The organism is Paraburkholderia sp. BR10937 (genome assembly GCF_040965695.1).
Classification (GTDB): Bacteria; Pseudomonadota; Gammaproteobacteria; order Burkholderiales; family Burkholderiaceae; genus Paraburkholderia.
Genome location: NZ_JBFRCL010000035.1, coordinates 76,380 through 93,674 on the forward strand (window position 1 = coordinate 76,380; position 17,295 = coordinate 93,674).

Below are 17,295 nucleotides of genomic sequence, written 5' to 3' on the forward strand. Positions count from 1 at the left end.
ATATTTTCAATTGCCATTATAAGGGCTAAAAGCCCTATATAATAGAGTTGTGCCTCGCAATGAAGCGATGGCCGAACCGGAGAAATCTGATGACCGAACCCACCTCGAACGCAGCCGGTGGAATTCAGTACGTTCCATACAACCGCCTTTGCCTGTCATCCCTGAACGTTCGCAAGAAAGCGCCGACCGGCATCGAAGCCCTGGCCGAAACCATTGGCGAAAAAGGCTTGATGCAGAACCTCGTCGTGCATGAAATGAAGGGCCGCGCGAAGTTGCCGAAACTTGGCGTATGCGCGGGCCAGCGCCGCCTGGCTGCACTCGACCTTTTGGTTGAGCAGGGGCGGATTACTAAAGACTACGAAGTACCTGTCCTGATCGTCAGCGAGGGCGAAGCCGTCGCCGCGTCGCTAATCGAAAACCGCGAACGTGAGGCGATGCATCTGGCGGATGAGTGCGTGGCATTCCGGCTGCTGATGGAGGAAGGAAAGAGCGTGGCGCATATCGCAGCGCTGTTCGCGGTGCCGGATGTTGCGGTACGCCGCGCGCTGAAAATCGCCAACCTTTCGCCGTCACTGCTCGACCTGTTGCGTAATGACAGGCTCGACTACGAACAGGCGAAGGTGCTGGCCCTGGCTGATGACCGCGCGACGCAGGAACGCGTATGGGGCGAAGCCGTCAATAGCTGGCAGCGGCGACCGGACGAGTTGCGCAAGGCCATCACGCTCGCGGCAATCGATGCACGCGAAAGCGCCCTGGCGCGGTTTGTTGGCCTGGACGCCTACGAGGCGGCAGGCGGACGCGTGAGGCGCGACCTGTTCAGCGACGACGCAAACGCGGGATACCTGGAAGATGCCGAACTGTTGCACCGGCTCGCAACGGAACGGCTGATCGAGCTATCCCAGGCGGTCGGAAGGGAAGGCTGGCAATGGATCGAGGCACGGACGCAATACCCGGCGATGGAGATCCTGCGTTGTGGCCGGATCGGCTCGACCACCCGCAAGCCGACGAAGGACGAGAAAGCCGAACTGGCCGCGCTCACCGCAACGACCGACGCCGCTCAGGCCGCGCTAAACGCGTACAACGACGAGGACGGTGAGCCGGACGAAGAACGGGGCGAGCGTCTGGAGGCTGAGGCCACGGCGGCGACGTTTGCCGTGGACCAGTACGCGGAGCGCTTCGAGGCGTTCGACCCGGAAGAGATGAAGCAGGCAGGCGCATATGTCTATCTCGATGACGAGGGCCGAGTCTGTATTGAGCGGGGGCTGGTGCGACGCGAGGAGGCACCGACTGCGCAGGCACGCGCAACGCACGCGGTGAGCGCAGGTGCGGCGCGCGCACCGAAGGAGCGTCCGTTGCACGGAGAGAAGCTGTGCAAACGATTGACCGCGCACCGTACCGCCGCCGTCCAGATCGAGCTTGCGCAGCAACCGACCGTAGCCCTTGCTGTGCTGATGCAGCGCATGATTCCGGTCGTTTTCGATGACGTGTACGGGCGCGCGTATTTGGACTACGCGGTCAGGATCGACGTGCACACGACGCGCGAGGCGCTGGTATCGAATGCCGACGACATGGGCGAGAGCGTGGCCTGGGAGGCACTGGAAGGCGAACGCGAGAAGTGGTCACGCATGCTGCCCAGGCGCGCGGCAGACCTGCTGCCATGGCTGCTGGAACAGGGCGAGGACGTGCTGTCGAATCTCTTCGCGTTCTGCGTGGCGGCGACGGTGGACGGGATCAGCAGCGCAGACCGCCCGCACGCGGTGAACGAGATCTCGAACACGCTTGCGGTGGATCTTTCGCGCTACTGGAAGCCGACGCGCTCCGGGTATTTCGAACACGTGGCGAAAGACCGGATTGCTGCCGTTGTGGGCGAAAGCGTATCGCCCCAGGCGGCAAGCGAAGTGCGCGGCATGAAGAAGGACGCTGCAGCGACGACGGCGGAACTTCGCATGACGGACTCGGGCTGGCTGCCGGAAGTGCTGCGTAACCGGGAGGTACCGGAGCGCGTCACGTACGGCTACCACGAGGATGACGAGGAGGAATACGACGAAAACGGCGACGCCGCTGCAGCCGAAGCGGACGGAGTGTCCGAAGCGCAGGCCTCGCCTGGCGAGGAGGAAGACGCGCCGTACTGAGCGCGCGTCGCGCGCATTCGAGTAGTCCACACGAAGCCGTCCGGATGGAAGTCCGGGCGGTTTTTCATTGCACGTGCGAATGCAGGGTCAAATTACCGGCGCTCATGCCGGTTGGTCTTTTTCGGGGGGCACCGGGTCGAACGGGTTGGGCCAGTACTGTTTGACCTTGGCATCTGCGCGCGCTATGCGTTGTTCGTGCGTCAACAGGTGTTTCTGCTCAAGCGTCAGTTCTGCGGTGAGCCAGTCGTCGGGCAGCTTTGCACCGACAGGCGCAATCGGGCGCCGCTCACGCACCGCGGGGCGCGCGGCCGCCACAGCCGGGGCCACGCCAGTTTCACTGTCGGGCACACCGCGTTCGGCTGCTACCGGGTTAGCCGCCTGCCTTGGCACGTCTGCGGGAGCGCGACTGACTGCCGGGCCAGTTTCCGCCTGTGACGCGCGCGTGAGGCGGGACACGATGCCCCGTTCGCGCCGGATTCTTTTGAGTGTCAGAGCAAAGGTCTGATAGGTGAAGACGAGTCCGGTTGCGGCGAGTTCCTGGATGATCGCGGCGTACCGGACGCCCGAGCGAATGGCACGTTCAACGCTCTCGAACACGTCGCGAAGCTGGGCGGTCTTGGACCGGCCATCGGACGAAGCCGCGAGGGTGTCGAGGCGTTGCGCGCGTTGTACCGCAATCAGGGCGTCCATTTTGAGCGCTCACGTCAGGGGGAACGGACACAGTATGCCGCGAATGATCGAAAGGTGCATCCTATCTGTTAGGTATGCGATCTTTCATGATCCGCAGGCCGTCCAGAAATGATTGAGCGTCGATTCATTACGGCCCATGCGTGATCTATCGACCGGCGCTTGGCTGCGGGGCGAGGCACGACGTATATGTAGACGGAAATGCTGACGCATTTCCGTCTACATATAGCGTGCTCCAAGGGGATACCCCTTGGAGAACCCGGCAGCCGCCGCCAACGAGCGCGCTCGGCGCTGCTTTGCAGACAGACCGGTGGCACGTGCGTCTGGGCGCACCAGGAGTTTTTCACCAAAGGAATTGCATGCGCATCTTCGCAAAGGCGTCGGCGTGCGCGATGTCCGTGAGCACGAAATTGGCGTGCTCCCAGCTGTGCACTTCGGGCTTTTCATGCGCGGGCGGCGACGGGACCCTGGCGACGGCAGTATATTCTCAGCATTGTTCCTGGGGAGTCCGATGAAACTCAATTCTGCAAGAATGCTTGAGATCATGGAGTCGAGCCGCGAGTACCTTGCGGGCGAGCTGGCCAGGCGATTCGATACGTCGATGGTGCAGATCAACGACATGCTTTGCACTCTTGCCGAAGACGGTCTTGTGCGCATGAGCAGTCAGTCATCACGCATCGTCCGCCTTCAACGGCTGTCGTTCGCGCCCCGAACCATTGGCACCGCTTGTATCAGACACGGCTACACGCGCAGCTGTATCCATCCCACCGTTCGCCCGCCAGATGCATGGCGGGTTTCTGGACTACAAGGCTTCGCTCCTGCGCGTGCACAGCCTCGCAATGCTCGTCCGACTCTCACACTGAGCGCAACATGGAACTTGTCGAGCGGGATCACCCCGGGACGGTGAGGCGACATCTGAGTGCTGAAGAAGCTGCAGCTGTGCGGCGGTTCTGCGGCGACGGACAGCAAGTGCGGCCTGAGGACGTCAGACTCGTGGAAGCCGTGCTCGAAGAGATGCACGACGGACGACATGTGCGTCTGTGGCTCGAGTGCGACTGCGTCAGAGCACCCGGTGGCCGGCCGCGGTTGACCGCTCGGATGCGTGAAGACGGCCCGCGTCATTTCGTGCGCATGCATCAATACGGCGAGCACCACTGCGCCCTGGCGTCGTTCCGGCAGACACCGGAGCCGGAAGACGTTGAGCCGGACGATGATTGCGCGCGCCCTGGCCAGCACAATCCGCTCAGACCAGTGGGCGACGCGCTTGACTACCTGGATGATCTGAATGAAGGCGCGGCACGACCGGGCGGCTCGACGGGATCAGGGGGCGGCGTTGGCGAAAGGGGGCGCCGCCTGCCGCGGCTCGGACGCATCCTGCACACGCTTCTTGACGACGCCGGGTTCGCACGGCTGCACGTCGACGCGTTAAATGACAAGTCCAGAACGTGGGAGCGGCTCGAGGCATATGCAGCAGATCAGGCGCTGAGCCCGCAGCTATCACTCTCGCAGATACTCTATTTCAAGCCATGGACACATCTCAACGAGAAGATGACAGAGGTCGACGCCCTGGTATGGCCGAAAAAGAAGGCACGCAGTGCGCTACTGCTGTTCGTCGCCGACGAGCTTCGCGCAGGCGCTGCAATCAAGAAAACGAGCATGGGCGAGTGCATTCTTCGCCCGGAAAAGGGTATCCGCGCCGGAGGCCGCGATCAGCGACTGACGCAGCCCCCTTACTGGGTGCTCGGCGTGGTAGACCGCGATCGCGACGGCAACGCGCGCGTTCGGGAAGCGTTCGCGCAGCATGCGTATTCGTTTGCGCGCCCCGTACCTCTGGACAGCCGGTATGAGCGAGTCACGCTGAAATTGCTGTTCGACGTCATGGCGTGGGTCAAAAAGCACGGCGTTGACGTGACGCTCTGGAAACCGCTCTTTGACCGGGAGGTGAGGCGGACCGACGCGCCGAGCCAGTGGTGCCGCCCCGACTTTGAACTGACGTTCCGATCGGTGGCAGCGGTTGGCGTTGCGGCACGGCTGCACCGTATCGTCATCGAGACGATGGGCGCCGACGATCCTGACTACCTCGAGCGCAAGTTGCGTACTCAGGAAATCATGAAGCGCCGCGGCATTCTGATCGAGCATCGCGTCGCTGATGATGCTGCCCAGAAGGAACGGGACGACGCGTTTTTCCGCAGGGTCGCAGCAAAGATCCTGCATCTCGCCGGTGTTTCGCAGACCAGGCCAGTCTGAACGATTCACGGTGCCCCGTCAGCCGCTCATCTTTCTGATTGATGCTCCGCTTCTTGCCGGCGACTCACGCGCCATCACCAGCGCGACGCCGACCACGACGCCTGGGTAGCGGCCATGCTGGGGGGCGTCACAGCTTGCCGACCGTTGTGAATATCGTTGCGGCCGTGCGCAATGGTTGACGGCTGCGGGGCGCCCATTACCGAATGCGCCTTTTTCAACATTACCGGGCAACTGTCAAATCCCGTCTGCTGCCAACCGCGATGGCCGTCCATAAATGCGACTAACGGTCTTTCGGCGCCCAACCTCCCAGCATGGGCAGACGGTGCAAAACCCCCGTCTCCAGCAAGTGAGGTAACTGCGGGAGTGGTGTACCTCCTGACGTGTCGGGCTCGTATCGATCCGATGGCCTGACGCTTGGCAGCGGGACGGGCTTCCTGAGCGGCGAGGGCGGAACTGGTCGCGCACGTGCGGCGGCCCGGCGCGCCCGGGCGTCGCTGCCCCCGGCGCGGGACACGCGGCAGGGCGGCCTTTTCTGATCAGGATGGCGCGCTTGCGGAGTGACCGGTGGTGGTGGCCGTGGTGTTCCGCTTCATCCATGACACAGTTACGTCCCTGCTCCCTGTACGAGGACGTCAGATCGCAGATTGGCCGCTCATCAAGTCCGTGGCTTTGCGACCATCAGCGCTCGCCGCCCGGGTCAATTTAAACTTCCGAGGCTTGACGACACCCCGGGTACGGACTGACGGAGGCGGGAAGATGTGCGCTCACAGCGAGATCAGCGAGATTGCGATGGAATCCGCATCGACACGCGCAAGCCGCGTTGCGTATGCGTGTCGGTGGGTGCCAGACTCACTTCGGCACCCATCCGCTCGGCAATCGTCCGGACGATTGCCAGTCCGAGCCCTGAGCCGATCTGCTCGTTACCCGGGATGCGATAAAACGGATCGAACACACGAGCACGCTCGTGCGGCGAGATGCCCGGGCCGTTGTCGGTAACGGTCAACAGCGCCTGACTTCCTGTCTCCCGGACGGCCAGATTGACTCGTCCCCTGTCTGGCGTGTAGCGAATCGCGTTGTCGACGAGATTCTTGATCAGTGTCGTCAGCTCGATGCTGTCGACGCTCACTCGCACATCCGGCCCGTCTTCGACGCCGATATCAATATGCTTCGCTTCAGCAAGTGGCATCAGGTCTTCGAGCACACGCCGCCAGGTCGCGTGGACCGACACCGGTTCCATGGGCCGCGCTGTCTTCGCCTGTATCCGTGCGAGTGCGAGCAACTGCTCGATCAGATTGCGGCTGCGCTCAAGGCCGCCGCGCAGCGTGGTCAGGCGCGCGCGTGCGTCAACAGGTAGATCCGTCTCGCCGAGCCGCTCCGCCTGCAGCGACATCGCCGTGAGTGGTGAGCGAAGCTCGTGCGCTGCGTCGGCGACGAAGCGGCGCTGCGCATCGACCGACTGCGCCACACGTCCGAGCATCCGGTTGATCGCCACGACGAACGGCCGCACCTCGGCGGGCAGGTGATCGGTCTCGACTGGCTGCAGGTCGTGCTCGCTGCGCGCGTCGATTTCGGCCGACAGCGACGCGACCGGCCGCAGCATCTTGCGTACGAGATCGGCGACGACCAGCAGCAGAATCGGCAGCAGGATGATGAGCGGCATCGCTGTCCGCCATGCGCCTTCGCGCGCGGTGTCATCCCGCACGCCCGCATCCTGGGCGACTGCGATACGCTCGCCGTTCGCGAGCGTGTGAATCAGCACGCGCAGCGTCTGTCCGTCCGCATCGAGCGTATGGAAACCGTCCGGCAGCGTCGCTGCACCGGCGAGTCGCCGGTCGCTGGCAGCAAGCGGCGCCCCGTCGCGGTTCAGCGGTTCGACGATCACGCGCGGTACTTCGTCGCTTTCCGGCGTGCGTGTGGCGCTGCCGGTCGGCGAAGCAGGTATCGGCGCGCTCTGACGATCGAGCAGCGTCGCAATCTGACGCAGCACGTCGTCCTGGAATTCATGTGCCTCGACGTACGCCGACGAGAACGAGAAGGCCGCCGCCGCGGTCGCGACGACCAGGATCGCAACCGAGAGCGCGACTGACAGGCGGAACTGGATCGATTCTTTCAGCCGTTTCTTGACACCATCCATCCGACACCTCTGACGTTCTTGATCACAGTGCTGCCGAGCTTGCGGCGCAGCGAGTGGATCAGGACTTCGACTGCGTTGCTTTCGACTTCCTCGCCCCAGCCGTAGATGCGGTCCTCGAGCTCGCTGCGCGACAGGATCGCGCCGGGGCGTACGAGCAGCGCGCGTAGCAACGAAAACTCACGGTTCGACAACTGTACCGGCGTACACTCGCCGACCGCGACTTCGCGTGTCGCCGGGTCAAGCGACACGATGCCGTTGCTCATCACGGGCGCGGCCGAGCCGACCTGACGCCGGATCGCCACGCGAATCCGCGCGAGCAGTTCGGCCATTTCGAAGGGTTTGAGGATGTAATCGTCGGCGCCGCCGTCGAGCCCGCGCAGGCGGTCGTCGAGGCCGTCTCGCGCGGTGATGATGATGACCGGTACCGCGCTGCCCTTCGCGCGGATGCCGGCCAGCACACCGAGGCCGTCCCGGCCGGGCAGGCCGAGGTCGAGCAGGATCAGGTCATAGCGCTGCGCGGCGAACGCGGTCAGCGCGAGCGCGCCGTCCGTGACGCGATCCGCCGCGTACGACGCGTCCTTCAGCGCAGCCTGGACAGCTTCGCCAATCATCGGGTCGTCTTCGACAAGCAGTATTCGCATGCCTCCACTCCACGAGCGATAGCCGGAATCAGCGTCTGTGATTTTCGCATGCGCGTCACGAGGTCTTGCCGGCGAGCGTGTCGAACGTGTGCAGGAGGTCGTCCATCGCGGCAGTGCAGTCGCTCTGCTGCGGGTGGTCGGCGCGCAGCGCTTCGAGCGCGCGGTCGATCGCCTTGTCGAGTACGTGCCAGTCGCCGGCCGCGCGTGGCTTCAGGCCAGCTTCAGCCTCGTCCCATGCGATCTCGAGATCCTTGATGCGTGTCTTGCCGCCAGCCAGGTCGCCCCTGGCAACGAGAACGGACACATCGGTCGCGATCCTGCGGAACTGGGAGAGGTCGCCGAGCTTCGACGCGCTTGCGGGCGAACCGCCCTGTGCGGCGGCGGACGCCGTGGTCGATGCGGCGGCGCTGCCGGTCTGTCTGGAGCAACCGGCAGCGAGGCCGAGCGCAGCGCACACGGAAACGGCAACGAGCAGACGCGAAAGCGTGGTGGGATAACGCATGAAAAATCCTCGATTCGATGGTGAAAGAAACGTGACGGTCACTCGGCGGTCTCGACGCGCGCGCGGCTACTCGCGCCGATCTGCGCGACGGCGACGAGCACGACGATCACGGTGAGGAACAGCAGGCTCGTCGAAGCGGCCCCCATGCCGAACCCGCCGTAGCTGCGCGACTGCGTGAGCAGGTCGCCGAGCGAGGCCCCGAATGGTCGCGTCAGGATGTACGCGATCCAGAACGTGAGAACCGCGTTCGCGCCGATTCGCCATGCTGTGTAGGCCGCAGCCAGCAGGATGCCGAACGACACCGCGCCGAGCGAGAAGCCGAGACCCAGCGCTTCGGTCGCGAGATCGCCGGCGGCCGTGCCGAGCGCGAACGTGCAGAGGATCGCGGCCCAGTAGAACCCTTCGCGACGCGCCGTGTCGATCGCGTCGATCGCCAGGGTGCCCTCGACGCGATACCAGATCGCGAAGAATGCCGCGAGCACAATGGCAAATACGCCCATGCTGATGTAGAGGCTGACACCGAGGCCGTCGGTGAGCAGATCGGTAATCTGCGTGCCGACGACGCTCACGAGCACGACCGTAAGCCAGTAGATCCATGGTGTGTACCTGCGCGTGCGCATCTGCAGGATGAGCGCGATCGCAAGCAGCGACGTCATCAGCGCGCGCGTTGCGCCTTGTCCCCATCCCGCGTTGACCGCGAGAAAGTCGGCACCCGTCTCGCCGACCGTGGTCGACATGATCTTGGTGATCCAGAACGCGAAAGTGATCGCGGGCACCTTGTTGAGCCAGCGTGTCGCCGGTCGATCGGACGTGTAGGTCATACGGCGGCTCCTCGGAAATCGGGTGACGGACCTGCAGTCTGAACACTCAGACTTAGCAGATCCTTAGCCGGGTTCTTCTGGAGCCGCCTCCTGGCTCATACACCGACTGCAGGTGGGCTGTTAGACAGGGGGATATATCGACACTTGGCCCGGTTCGTCACTTTGCGGTGGATCGCTGCCAACGGGCGCTCCATCGCCGGCGCCGGACTTCGGCGATGGCACGTCCGACATGGGGCTTTTCCTCGGGCAGGTCACGTCGCCGCCTGGCGGTCTGGCGAGCAATGACAACGGATGCGGTTTTCTGATCTGTTGCCCCCGACGTAAGCGTTGACGACGTGTGGGCACACTTCGCCAGGGTCGTTCGTCGGCGCCTTACGCCGAATTTGGGAAAAGGTATAGGAGTTCAGCGTTTGACGAAGTCCAGACGTTCGGCAGCAGCCGACCCCATCCGGTCATACGCAACGGATTGCCCGAAGGCAGCTGTCGGAAGGACAGCGGTCATTCCAGGCTTGCCGCCTGCCGCCGCTCCATGCGACGCGCTCACGTAAGGCGATAAACCTTGCGCGCGGTCCCGCGGAACAAAGCCTCGCGTTCGCCAGCGCTAGCGTGCGCAGTCAACTTCTTGAAGGCGTTCCAACCGTTGCTGAATGGATAGGAACCCTTGTCCACCGGGAAGTTGCTCTCGAACATGCAGCGCTCTGCACCGAACGCCTCGATACATGTGTACATCCATGGCTTCCATGTTTTGGCCAAATCGTCCGAGGACGACGGACGTTCGCCCTTTTCAAACTCGAAGCCATTAATGCGCATGCCGAGGCCGCCCACCTTCACAAAGACATTCGGCAACTGGGCGAGCGTACGCATCGAGCGGGACCAGGCATCAAACACTTCTGCGCGCTGATTTGCATAGCTGGCAATCCGGACCACGCCTCCGCAATGGTTGATGATGAAAGGCGTATCAGGATAGGCCTTCGCCAGGTCGAACAGCTCCGGCAACTGCGGGAAGAATAGCCATGCGTCGTACGACAGGCCCAGCGGAGCCAGTTGTGCGACGCCTGCCCGGTAGCCGGAGTCGAGCAGCAGCCCTCGAGGCGCCGCCGACAATGGATTGACGAGCGTCTGGTCAGCATCCCAGGTAACGAGATGTCGAACGCCACGGAACCGACCATCTCCGGCATGCAGTTCTGCTTCGAGAACATCGCGAACCGCCGCTCCCCTGCGAAGATCTGCATAGCCGACCATACCCTTCGCAACCTCCGGCTTGCTTTTTTGCAAAGGCGCCGTGACGCCAGCAACATACTCGATTTCTCCGACCGGGCGCAGCGACTCAGGACCAGACGGGCGATATCGTGTCAGCCCCTGCATGAACACCGACGCGGTGATGTTATGGCCCGTTTGCGCGTCCTGAAGATACTCATCGAGAAGATAGGTCCAGCCCGGACGATCATAAAAGTGATGATGCGCGTCGACGATCGGCAGGTCGGGCTCAAGCGCCGCTTCGGTGCCGGAAGCGAGCCAGTCAGCCCGAACGGAAAGATAGTTGCTGGTTGTACTCACGGAATGCGTTTCCTCTTTTGCGAATGCTTGACGCAGAGTGACAGCGGGGAAAATCAATGATGCTGCGGCAGCGCCAATCAGCTGCCGGCGCCGCGGCGAAGGGCATTTGTTCATTCCTGTTCCCCGCGGCCAAAGGCATAAAGCGACAAGGTCAGCAAAGTCGTGATGCCTAGCACGATCGAAAGACCAATCATGCCGGCCGAGAACGTACCGAAACTGTCCTTCAGATAACCCACCAGGTACGGTCCCGCAAATCCGCCGAGCGCACCAATGGAGTTAATGAAGGCGAGGCCACCCGCAGCCGCCTGTCCGGAAAGGAACCGGGCCGGCAGTGTATAGAAGATCGTGCGGCCCGCAATCGTGCCGATCAACGCCAGCGTAATACCGGTCATGGCCGGAACCAGTTGATGGAAATACGTCGAGACACCCAGCGCAATCGCACCAATCAAAAGCCCTGCGGCGAGATTGGCGATCGGGCCGCCGCGACGATCGACCCGCTTTGCCCACCAGAGCAATGCGATTGTGGCAAAGAAATAAGGCACGGCCGACATCCAGCCGGTCTGCGTCACGCTCATCCCGTGAGCCCTCAGCATCTGAGGCAGCCAGATACCGATGCCGTAAGAGCCCATCGTGAAGCCGAAGGAGATCATCGCAAGAATGTAGGTGCGTACGTCCTTCAACGCTGCGACGAAATTTTTCTTTTTCTGACCGGACGCGCCTTCCCGATCGAACGCGCCTTGAAGAGCTTGCCGTTCCTCCTGGGACAACCACTTCGCATCGGCGGGTTTGTCCGCCAACATTTTCAGTACCAGAAAACCGAGGACACACGCGGGCAGTCCTTGAACGATGAACATCCACCGCCAGCCCGCCAGTCCCAGGACACCGTCCATATGGAGCAGTCCCGCGGACAGCGGACCACCGACGAGCGACGACAGCGGCGTGGAGACGGTGAACCATGCGAGCACGCGAGTGCGATAGCTAGCCGGAAACCAGACCGCGAGAAAAAAGATCACACCCGGAAAGAAGCCGGCCTCACCGATACCGAGCAGCAGCCGGATCACGTAGAAGCTTTTTGGCCCCACGGCGAGCGCGGTTGCCGCTGCGAAAAAGCCCCACGTGATCATGATGCGGGCAAGCCAGCGTCGCGCGCCGAAGCGGTATAGCGCCAGGTTGCTCGGAACCTCGAACACACAGTACCCGGCGAACATGATGCCCGCACCCCAGCCGAATTGGGTGGCGCTCAAGCCAAGATCGTGATTCATCGTCAACGCCGCGAAACCGACGCTGGTGCGATCAAGATAATTGAAGAAATACGCAAGCGCGAGTAGCGGAATGAACCGCCACGCGGCTTTTCTAACCGCAGACTGCTCGACGGTGGAAGCCACCACGCTGCCTGTCGTGGTGTTCGATGAAATGGATGTCATGTCTCGTCTCCAGACGAATCAAGGCGCGCAGAAGGCTCAGTGGCCTCTGCGGCTCGGTGATTCTTTGTGGGTGTTGCAACGTCAGGCGCTGGCGAGTTCGTTCGCCGATGGGTTCGACGCATCGCCAGGCTGAGCGTCCTGACACTTGACGATCCCGGCCTCGGTCAACTGCCTGAGATCCTCCGGCGTGTAGCCGAGACCCGTCAGCAGCGCCTGGGTATCCTGACCCAGCGAAGGCGGCGCCGCACGCAGGTGCAGACGCTCACCGCCAAGCGTCAAAGGCAGCAGCGCAGTCCGCGTCGCAATAGCCTGCCCTGCGCCGCTTGCGTCGGGCGGCAAAGTCACCTCGGCGAGTCCGCCGGTAGCGAGCAGGTGCGGATCATCGAACAGATCCTGCGGTTTCGTGATCGGCGCATACGGCAGTCCGCAGCGCTCGAAGATTGCGCTGATCTCGGCAGCCGAGAACGCTTCCATATGTTTTCGAAGCTGCGGCAACAACCATTCACGGGCCTGCACACGCTGATTGTTGGAAGCGATCCGCTCGTCAGCCTTGAGTTCTGCAAGCCCGAAAGCGTCGCAAAACAGTTGCCATTGCGTATCCGAGACAACCGCGAGGAAGATCTGCTCGCCGTTTTTGACCGAGAACACGTCATAGACCGCCCATGCTGAAATGCGGCTCGGCATCGGTGCCGCGGCCTTACCGGTCACCGCGTACTGCATCATGTGCTGGGCGACGAGAAATACATTGTTCTCGAACAGTGCGCTCTGTACTTCCTGACCACGTCCCGTGCGTTCGCGTTGAGCCAGCGCTGCCATCGCACCGATCGCGCCGAACATTCCACCCATGATGTCGTTGACACTCGTCCCTGCTCGCAACGGTCTGCCGTCGGGTCCGGTCATATAAGCGAGGCCGCCCATCATCTGCACGACCTCGTCGAGCGCGGTGCGATGATCGTACGGGCCGGGCAGAAAGCCCTTATGCGACACGTAGACAAGACGCGGATTGAGCCTGGACAGCGCGGCGTAACCGAGGCCGAGCTTATCCATCGTGCCGCTCTTGAAGTTTTCGCTGAACACGTCCGCCCCGGCAAGAAGCTTGTGAACGATCTCCACGCCGCGGGGATCTTTTACGTCGACCGCGATACTCTTCTTGTTGCGGTTGAACGTGCTGAAGAAGCCCGCACCGGAACCGCGCAAAAGACGTGTGCTGTCGCCGGAAACAGGCTCGACCTTGATCACTTCCGCGCCCAGGTCCGCCAGCACCATGCCGCATGTCGGCCCCATCACCATGTGCGTCATCTCGACGACGCGTACGCTGCCATACGGGAGATTCTGGTTTGCTTGCACGTCGCTCATTGCGCTACTCCAGTCAGGCAGCCTTCCGGTTGCGGCGCGCTGGGCGCGCGGCCATCGGCATACGCGAATCCCTTTGGAAGACCCGCGTCCTGCACGTGCCCATATAACGCTTCGCCAGGCAGTGCCTCCGCGAGAATGGCGCGCGCGGCAATGAGCCTGTCGATGTCCACACCGGTGTCGTAGCCCATCGCTTCGAGCAGAAACGCCAGATCCTCGGTCACGATGTTGCCGGTGGCGCCTGGCGCATAAGGACAGCCGCCCAGGCCGGCCTGACTCGAATCAATTGTCGTCACACCGACCTCGAGCGCGGCGACGACGTTCGCTAAACCCTGTCCGCGCGTGTTATGGAAATGTGCGCCGCCAGCCTTCGCGCCGAATTCCGATTGCAACCGACGGAACAGCCGGCGAACCTGTGCCGGATTCGCATAGCCGCTGGTATCGGAGAGGCCAATTTCGTCGACGCCGCTCGTGGCCATTGCCTGGCACATGCGCATCGTTTGATCGTCGCTCACGGTGCCCGCAATCGTGCAGCCGAAGGCAACGGAAATGCCTGCCTCGATTTGCACGCCCGGAAACTGTTCGTTGCGAAGCGCGACGATATTGCGGACTTCTTCGATCATCTGCTCATTGGTTTTCCGGATATTGGCCAGCGAATGTTCGTTGGTCACCGAAACGGGAAGCGTCACCTTATGCACACCCGCTTCGAAGGCGCTCTGGCTTCCACGAAGATTTGGTGCGAGAACCGCGACGTGCAGATCCGGGATTGAGAGGGCATGCACCACGACTTCGCGGATGTCAGCCATCTGCGGCAGCAACTTCGCCGGCACGAACGATCCCACTTCGATTTCCTTGATTCCCGCAGCCGCGAGTGCGGAAATCCATCGCAGCTTCGCAGCAGTGGGCATGACGCTCTTGATGCTTTGCAGACCGTCGCGCGGCCCGACCTCGCTGATCAGCACCTTCGGACTTGAAGTGCTCATATTCGGCCCTTAGTTCTGTCAGACAGACCAATGTTTCGTTAGAGAGAACTATAGGCGCATCCAAACACCCGCGAAAGCGGGGTAAACCCACGGATAGAACTTGAGTTCTGTCAGATAGAACGATACGATGCCACTTATGATCAAGACGACCAAACACGCCGTGACCGCTGATGCCCTTTCAACGCCTGAGCCATCCGACACTGCCAATGACAGTTCCAGCGGCGTAGCTGTGCTCGACCGTGCGTTCGCCATCCTCAACGCGTTCGGGCCGACCGACGACCAGTTGACGCTTACCGAACTCTCGCGGCGCACGGGGTTGTACAAAAGCACGGCCTTGCGCCTGCTGGGCGCGCTGGAGCATGGAGGCTTCATCCGAAAAATGAGTGACGGGCAGTACGGCGTCGGCCACCAGCCACTACGGCTCGCCGCGCTCTATCAGCGATCCTTCCAGGTCGGTCCCGTTATCGAGCCGTTGCTTCAGCAATTGAGCCGCGACCTGGGGGAAACGGCGTCGTTCTATGTGCGGCAGGGCGATCATCGACTGGTGCTGTATCGTGTCGAGCCGACGAGGAGCGTGCGTGTGTCAATTCGCGTCGGCGAAGAGTTCCCGATCGACAAAGGTGCCTCCGGCAAGGTGCTGCTCGCTTTCACTGAGGCACAGGATCCTCGCTGGAGCGAAGTGCGCGACGCTCTTTGGGCGGCGTCTTTTGGTGAACGCGATCCCGAAACCGCTTCGACGTCCGTCCCCGTGTTCGACTCGACTGGCGAGTTGGTGGGTGCGCTCACGCTGTCGGGACCGAAAGAGAGATTTGGTACTCCTTCGACCCTCGACGCGGCCGTTGCGGCCTTACTTGTCAGTGCAAAACGCGCGACCGTTGCGCTCGGCGGCAAGGGTGGTCGATACGATGCCAGCATCGCGGAATTTGCTAATAGAAGCTGAAGTGGGGACGCTCACGGCGGTCGCTCGTGAATGGTCGACCGCTCGCATTGAATTGCCGAACTGCCATGTCAAGCCCGGCGCGATTTCGGGGACGATGGTACTGGTACTGCGACCCGCGCCCACAAGTGCTCGTCCAGATTCCCGGCCGACCGGTCAGGCCTAGTGGCACGAAACGGGACGCTACCTGCGCGCTCGTTCGCCGCCAGGCGGCGGAGTAACTGTTTGCGGCCTCGGGTCGAAAGGCCGCGAACGCTACCAAAGCTGACGGTCAGGCAGGCAGAGCTAAGGTCTGTTTCTGGCCGAGACCAGCAGTTCGCCGTACGACTGTCGGTAAGCAATGGGGCTACCCCGCGACCGCTGCGAACCGGGCGCGGGCCGACACTGCTGCGACGACGTCGCCCCAACAGCCCTGGTTGGCTGACCGGTGGCGTGATGACAATGCGCCGCCGCACCGCGGGCATCCGCGATGCCTGGCCGGCTTGGATGCGTTCCAGCCAGCACGTGCGGTTCGGACTGAGCCGCGCGCGCCTGCCATGGTGACGGGTACACCCTAGCAAACAAACCGCCGACAGGGCAGCCAAAGCATTCATCGCGTGTCGCCCGGCGTCCGGTCCATGCATCGCGCCTCGGATAAAATGCCGGGACTGCGACACTGGCCGAAATGCCTCACGAGCGCGGCGTAGCGCTGAACGTCGACGGCAACGGCGGCGCGGAAGAACTGCATCGCGGTTGCCGCATACCGCACGGACATACCATGAAATTCGATCATCCCGATCCCGAACTCAACAATCCGTTGACTGACGAAGAACTGGAATTCCTCGAACGCTTTCTTTCGGGCAATGCCGTCTGCGACGACGCGATGGGTGCGGTCATGTTGCATGGATTTCTGACTGCCGTCATCTCCGGACCGAACGCGATCATGCCGGGCGCGATCCTTCCGTGGATCTGGGATGCCAGGCACGCAACCCGTCAACCCAGATTCCTGTCGGCAGGCCGGGCTCGCAAGGTCACAGGACTGATTTTTCAATACTGGAACGACATCAACGACACCCTGAATCAATGCCCGGACCTGTTCGAACTCCCGCTGCACGCGAGCGTATACGAGGGCGAAGAGGTTCCTGTCCTCGACGAATGGTGCGAGGGGTATTGCAAGGGCATCGACATCGACCGGGAGGCCTGGGAGCCGCTGATCGAACGGCACCCCTGGTGGTTCAATATCATCCTGCTGTTCGGCACCGCCTCCGGATACGAGGAGGTGGCGCGACGGGACTACACGGTCGGGCAACGCCGGTCGTTTGTCCTCCAGCTCGCAGCATCGGTACTCAATATCCATCGCTACGTGTGTGAGGAATGTCGGAGATCGCTGGAGCAGGGCGAGCAGCCAGGTGCGATTCCGGCGGGTTCGTTGTCGAAAGCCAAGCCGGCGACGCAGATCACCGCGAGGAATCGGGCCGCGCGGGACGGGAGCGTGTCCAAAGATGTGTTCCTCGTGGATTCGATCGGTCGACTGACGGACGACGCGTTTCACCCGCTGGCATTGTCCCCGCTGGCTACGCGCATCACGCGTGGCGGCACGTCTGTCGATGCGCACATCTATCGCGCCGGCGATGAAGGTCGCGACGGCTGGATACTGGAAATCATCGACGCGTCCGGGACGTCCACCGTCTGGGACGAGCCGTTCCCGACAGATGGGGCCGCGCTGGCCGAAGCATTGAGCACGATCAACATGCACGACATCGCCCCCGGCAGCCGGTGACGGACCGTGCCCGCGTCGTAACGCTGAGCGCGCCCGCACCCGGACGGGCCTGGCGTTGCGCGCCGTGAACGGATGCGTTGCCCGGCGATGTCATGTGACGTGCTGCGAAACAATCCGT

14 protein-coding genes are annotated in these 17,295 nt (G+C 62.6%); 5 read left to right on the plus strand and 9 right to left on the minus strand.

The genetic code is table 11. The features are described from left to right. Positions 1 to 89: 89 nt before the first annotated feature. Entirely contained in the window at positions 90 to 2,132 is a 2,043-nt protein-coding gene (locus AB4Y44_RS26520; protein ID WP_069268393.1) for a ParB/RepB/Spo0J family partition protein, read from the plus strand. 102 nt (positions 2,133 to 2,234) lie between these two features. Here the strand turns inward: AB4Y44_RS26520 and AB4Y44_RS26525 are convergent, their stop codons facing one another. Further along, positions 2,235 to 2,822: a hypothetical protein gene (locus tag AB4Y44_RS26525; protein ID WP_368605647.1), complete on the minus strand. Its 588-nt coding sequence runs from the start codon at positions 2,820 to 2,822 to the stop codon at positions 2,235 to 2,237. Between the two features lie 247 nt (positions 2,823 to 3,069). Here AB4Y44_RS26525 and AB4Y44_RS26530 point away from each other — a divergent pair, with 247 nt between their 5' ends. Together AB4Y44_RS26530 and AB4Y44_RS26535 are read left to right on the plus strand one after the other, a co-directional pair. Further along, a complete protein-coding gene (locus tag AB4Y44_RS26530) occupies positions 3,070 to 3,726 on the plus strand; it encodes a hypothetical protein (protein WP_368618987.1) in 657 nt (218 codons plus the stop codon). Next, positions 3,690 to 5,066, plus strand: a complete 1,377-nt coding sequence (locus AB4Y44_RS26535; protein WP_069268395.1) for a hypothetical protein — start codon at positions 3,690 to 3,692, stop codon at positions 5,064 to 5,066. Before AB4Y44_RS26530 ends, AB4Y44_RS26535 begins: the two co-directional genes overlap by 37 nt. A 775-nt stretch (positions 5,067 to 5,841) precedes the next feature. Here the strand turns inward: AB4Y44_RS26535 and AB4Y44_RS26540 are convergent. From AB4Y44_RS26540 to AB4Y44_RS26575, 8 genes are all read right to left on the minus strand, one after another. Continuing rightward, entirely contained in the window at positions 5,842 to 7,200 is a 1,359-nt protein-coding gene (locus AB4Y44_RS26540; protein ID WP_368701284.1) for a sensor histidine kinase, read from the minus strand. After that, a complete protein-coding gene (locus AB4Y44_RS26545) occupies positions 7,176 to 7,841 on the minus strand; it encodes a response regulator transcription factor (protein ID WP_069268397.1) in 666 nt (221 codons plus the stop codon). The genes AB4Y44_RS26540 and AB4Y44_RS26545 overlap by 25 nt, the downstream gene beginning before the upstream one ends. A 55-nt stretch (positions 7,842 to 7,896) precedes the next feature. Further along, positions 7,897 to 8,343, minus strand: a complete 447-nt coding sequence (locus tag AB4Y44_RS26550) for a hypothetical protein (protein WP_069268398.1) — start codon at positions 8,341 to 8,343, stop codon at positions 7,897 to 7,899. 38 nt (positions 8,344 to 8,381) lie between these two features. Continuing rightward, positions 8,382 to 9,164 (minus strand): hypothetical protein, encoded by a 783-nt coding sequence (locus AB4Y44_RS26555; protein WP_368618986.1) that lies wholly within the window; start codon positions 9,162 to 9,164, stop codon positions 8,382 to 8,384. Between the two features lie 540 nt (positions 9,165 to 9,704). Next, positions 9,705 to 10,835, minus strand: a complete 1,131-nt coding sequence (locus tag AB4Y44_RS26560) for an amidohydrolase (protein ID WP_368618985.1) — start codon at positions 10,833 to 10,835, stop codon at positions 9,705 to 9,707. Then, positions 10,832 to 12,145 (minus strand): MFS transporter, encoded by a 1,314-nt coding sequence (locus AB4Y44_RS26565; RefSeq protein WP_069268401.1) that lies wholly within the window; start codon positions 12,143 to 12,145, stop codon positions 10,832 to 10,834. The genes AB4Y44_RS26560 and AB4Y44_RS26565 overlap by 4 nt, the downstream gene beginning before the upstream one ends. A gap of 81 nt (positions 12,146 to 12,226) precedes the next feature. Next, positions 12,227 to 13,501 (minus strand): CaiB/BaiF CoA transferase family protein, encoded by a 1,275-nt coding sequence (locus AB4Y44_RS26570; protein ID WP_368618984.1) that lies wholly within the window; start codon positions 13,499 to 13,501, stop codon positions 12,227 to 12,229. Next, on the minus strand, positions 13,498 to 14,481 hold the full coding sequence (locus AB4Y44_RS26575; RefSeq protein WP_368701285.1) for a hydroxymethylglutaryl-CoA lyase: 984 nt from the start codon (positions 14,479 to 14,481) through the stop codon (positions 13,498 to 13,500). The genes AB4Y44_RS26570 and AB4Y44_RS26575 overlap by 4 nt, the downstream gene beginning before the upstream one ends. Positions 14,482 to 14,617: 136 nt before the next feature. On the opposite strand from AB4Y44_RS26575, the gene AB4Y44_RS26580 reads away from it, so the two are divergent. Both AB4Y44_RS26580 and AB4Y44_RS26585 read left to right on the plus strand, forming a co-directional pair. Continuing rightward, positions 14,618 to 15,421, plus strand: coding sequence for an IclR family transcriptional regulator (locus AB4Y44_RS26580; RefSeq protein WP_368618982.1), 804 nt, complete (start codon positions 14,618 to 14,620; stop codon positions 15,419 to 15,421). Positions 15,422 to 16,175: 754 nt separating this feature from the next. After that, positions 16,176 to 17,177 (plus strand): UPF0149 family protein, encoded by a 1,002-nt coding sequence (locus AB4Y44_RS26585; protein WP_368685342.1) that lies wholly within the window; start codon positions 16,176 to 16,178, stop codon positions 17,175 to 17,177. Positions 17,178 to 17,295 lie beyond the last annotated feature (118 nt).

What these genes read in the sequence shown, in the direction of transcription:
- AB4Y44_RS26520 (WP_069268393.1), top strand. Translation starts at nt 90, where the DNA reads ATGACCGAACCCACCTCGAACGCAGCCGGTGGAATTCAGTACGTTCCA.
- AB4Y44_RS26525 (WP_368605647.1), bottom strand. Translation starts at nt 2,822, where the DNA reads ATGGACGCCCTGATTGCGGTACAACGCGCGCAACGCCTCGACACCCTC.
- AB4Y44_RS26535 (WP_069268395.1), top strand. Translation starts at nt 3,690, where the DNA reads ATGGAACTTGTCGAGCGGGATCACCCCGGGACGGTGAGGCGACATCTG.
- AB4Y44_RS26540 (WP_368701284.1), bottom strand. Translation starts at nt 7,200, where the DNA reads ATGGATGGTGTCAAGAAACGGCTGAAAGAATCGATCCAGTTCCGCCTG.
- AB4Y44_RS26545 (WP_069268397.1), bottom strand. Translation starts at nt 7,841, where the DNA reads ATGCGAATACTGCTTGTCGAAGACGACCCGATGATTGGCGAAGCTGTC.
- AB4Y44_RS26550 (WP_069268398.1), bottom strand. Translation starts at nt 8,343, where the DNA reads ATGCGTTATCCCACCACGCTTTCGCGTCTGCTCGTTGCCGTTTCCGTG.
- AB4Y44_RS26555 (WP_368618986.1), bottom strand. Translation starts at nt 9,164, where the DNA reads ATGACCTACACGTCCGATCGACCGGCGACACGCTGGCTCAACAAGGTG.
- AB4Y44_RS26560 (WP_368618985.1), bottom strand. Translation starts at nt 10,835, where the DNA reads ATGAACAAATGCCCTTCGCCGCGGCGCCGGCAGCTGATTGGCGCTGCC.
- AB4Y44_RS26565 (WP_069268401.1), bottom strand. Translation starts at nt 12,145, where the DNA reads ATGACATCCATTTCATCGAACACCACGACAGGCAGCGTGGTGGCTTCC.
- AB4Y44_RS26570 (WP_368618984.1), bottom strand. Translation starts at nt 13,501, where the DNA reads ATGAGCGACGTGCAAGCAAACCAGAATCTCCCGTATGGCAGCGTACGC.
- AB4Y44_RS26575 (WP_368701285.1), bottom strand. Translation starts at nt 14,481, where the DNA reads ATGAGCACTTCAAGTCCGAAGGTGCTGATCAGCGAGGTCGGGCCGCGC.
- AB4Y44_RS26580 (WP_368618982.1), top strand. Translation starts at nt 14,618, where the DNA reads ATGATCAAGACGACCAAACACGCCGTGACCGCTGATGCCCTTTCAACG.
- AB4Y44_RS26585 (WP_368685342.1), top strand. Translation starts at nt 16,176, where the DNA reads ATGAAATTCGATCATCCCGATCCCGAACTCAACAATCCGTTGACTGAC.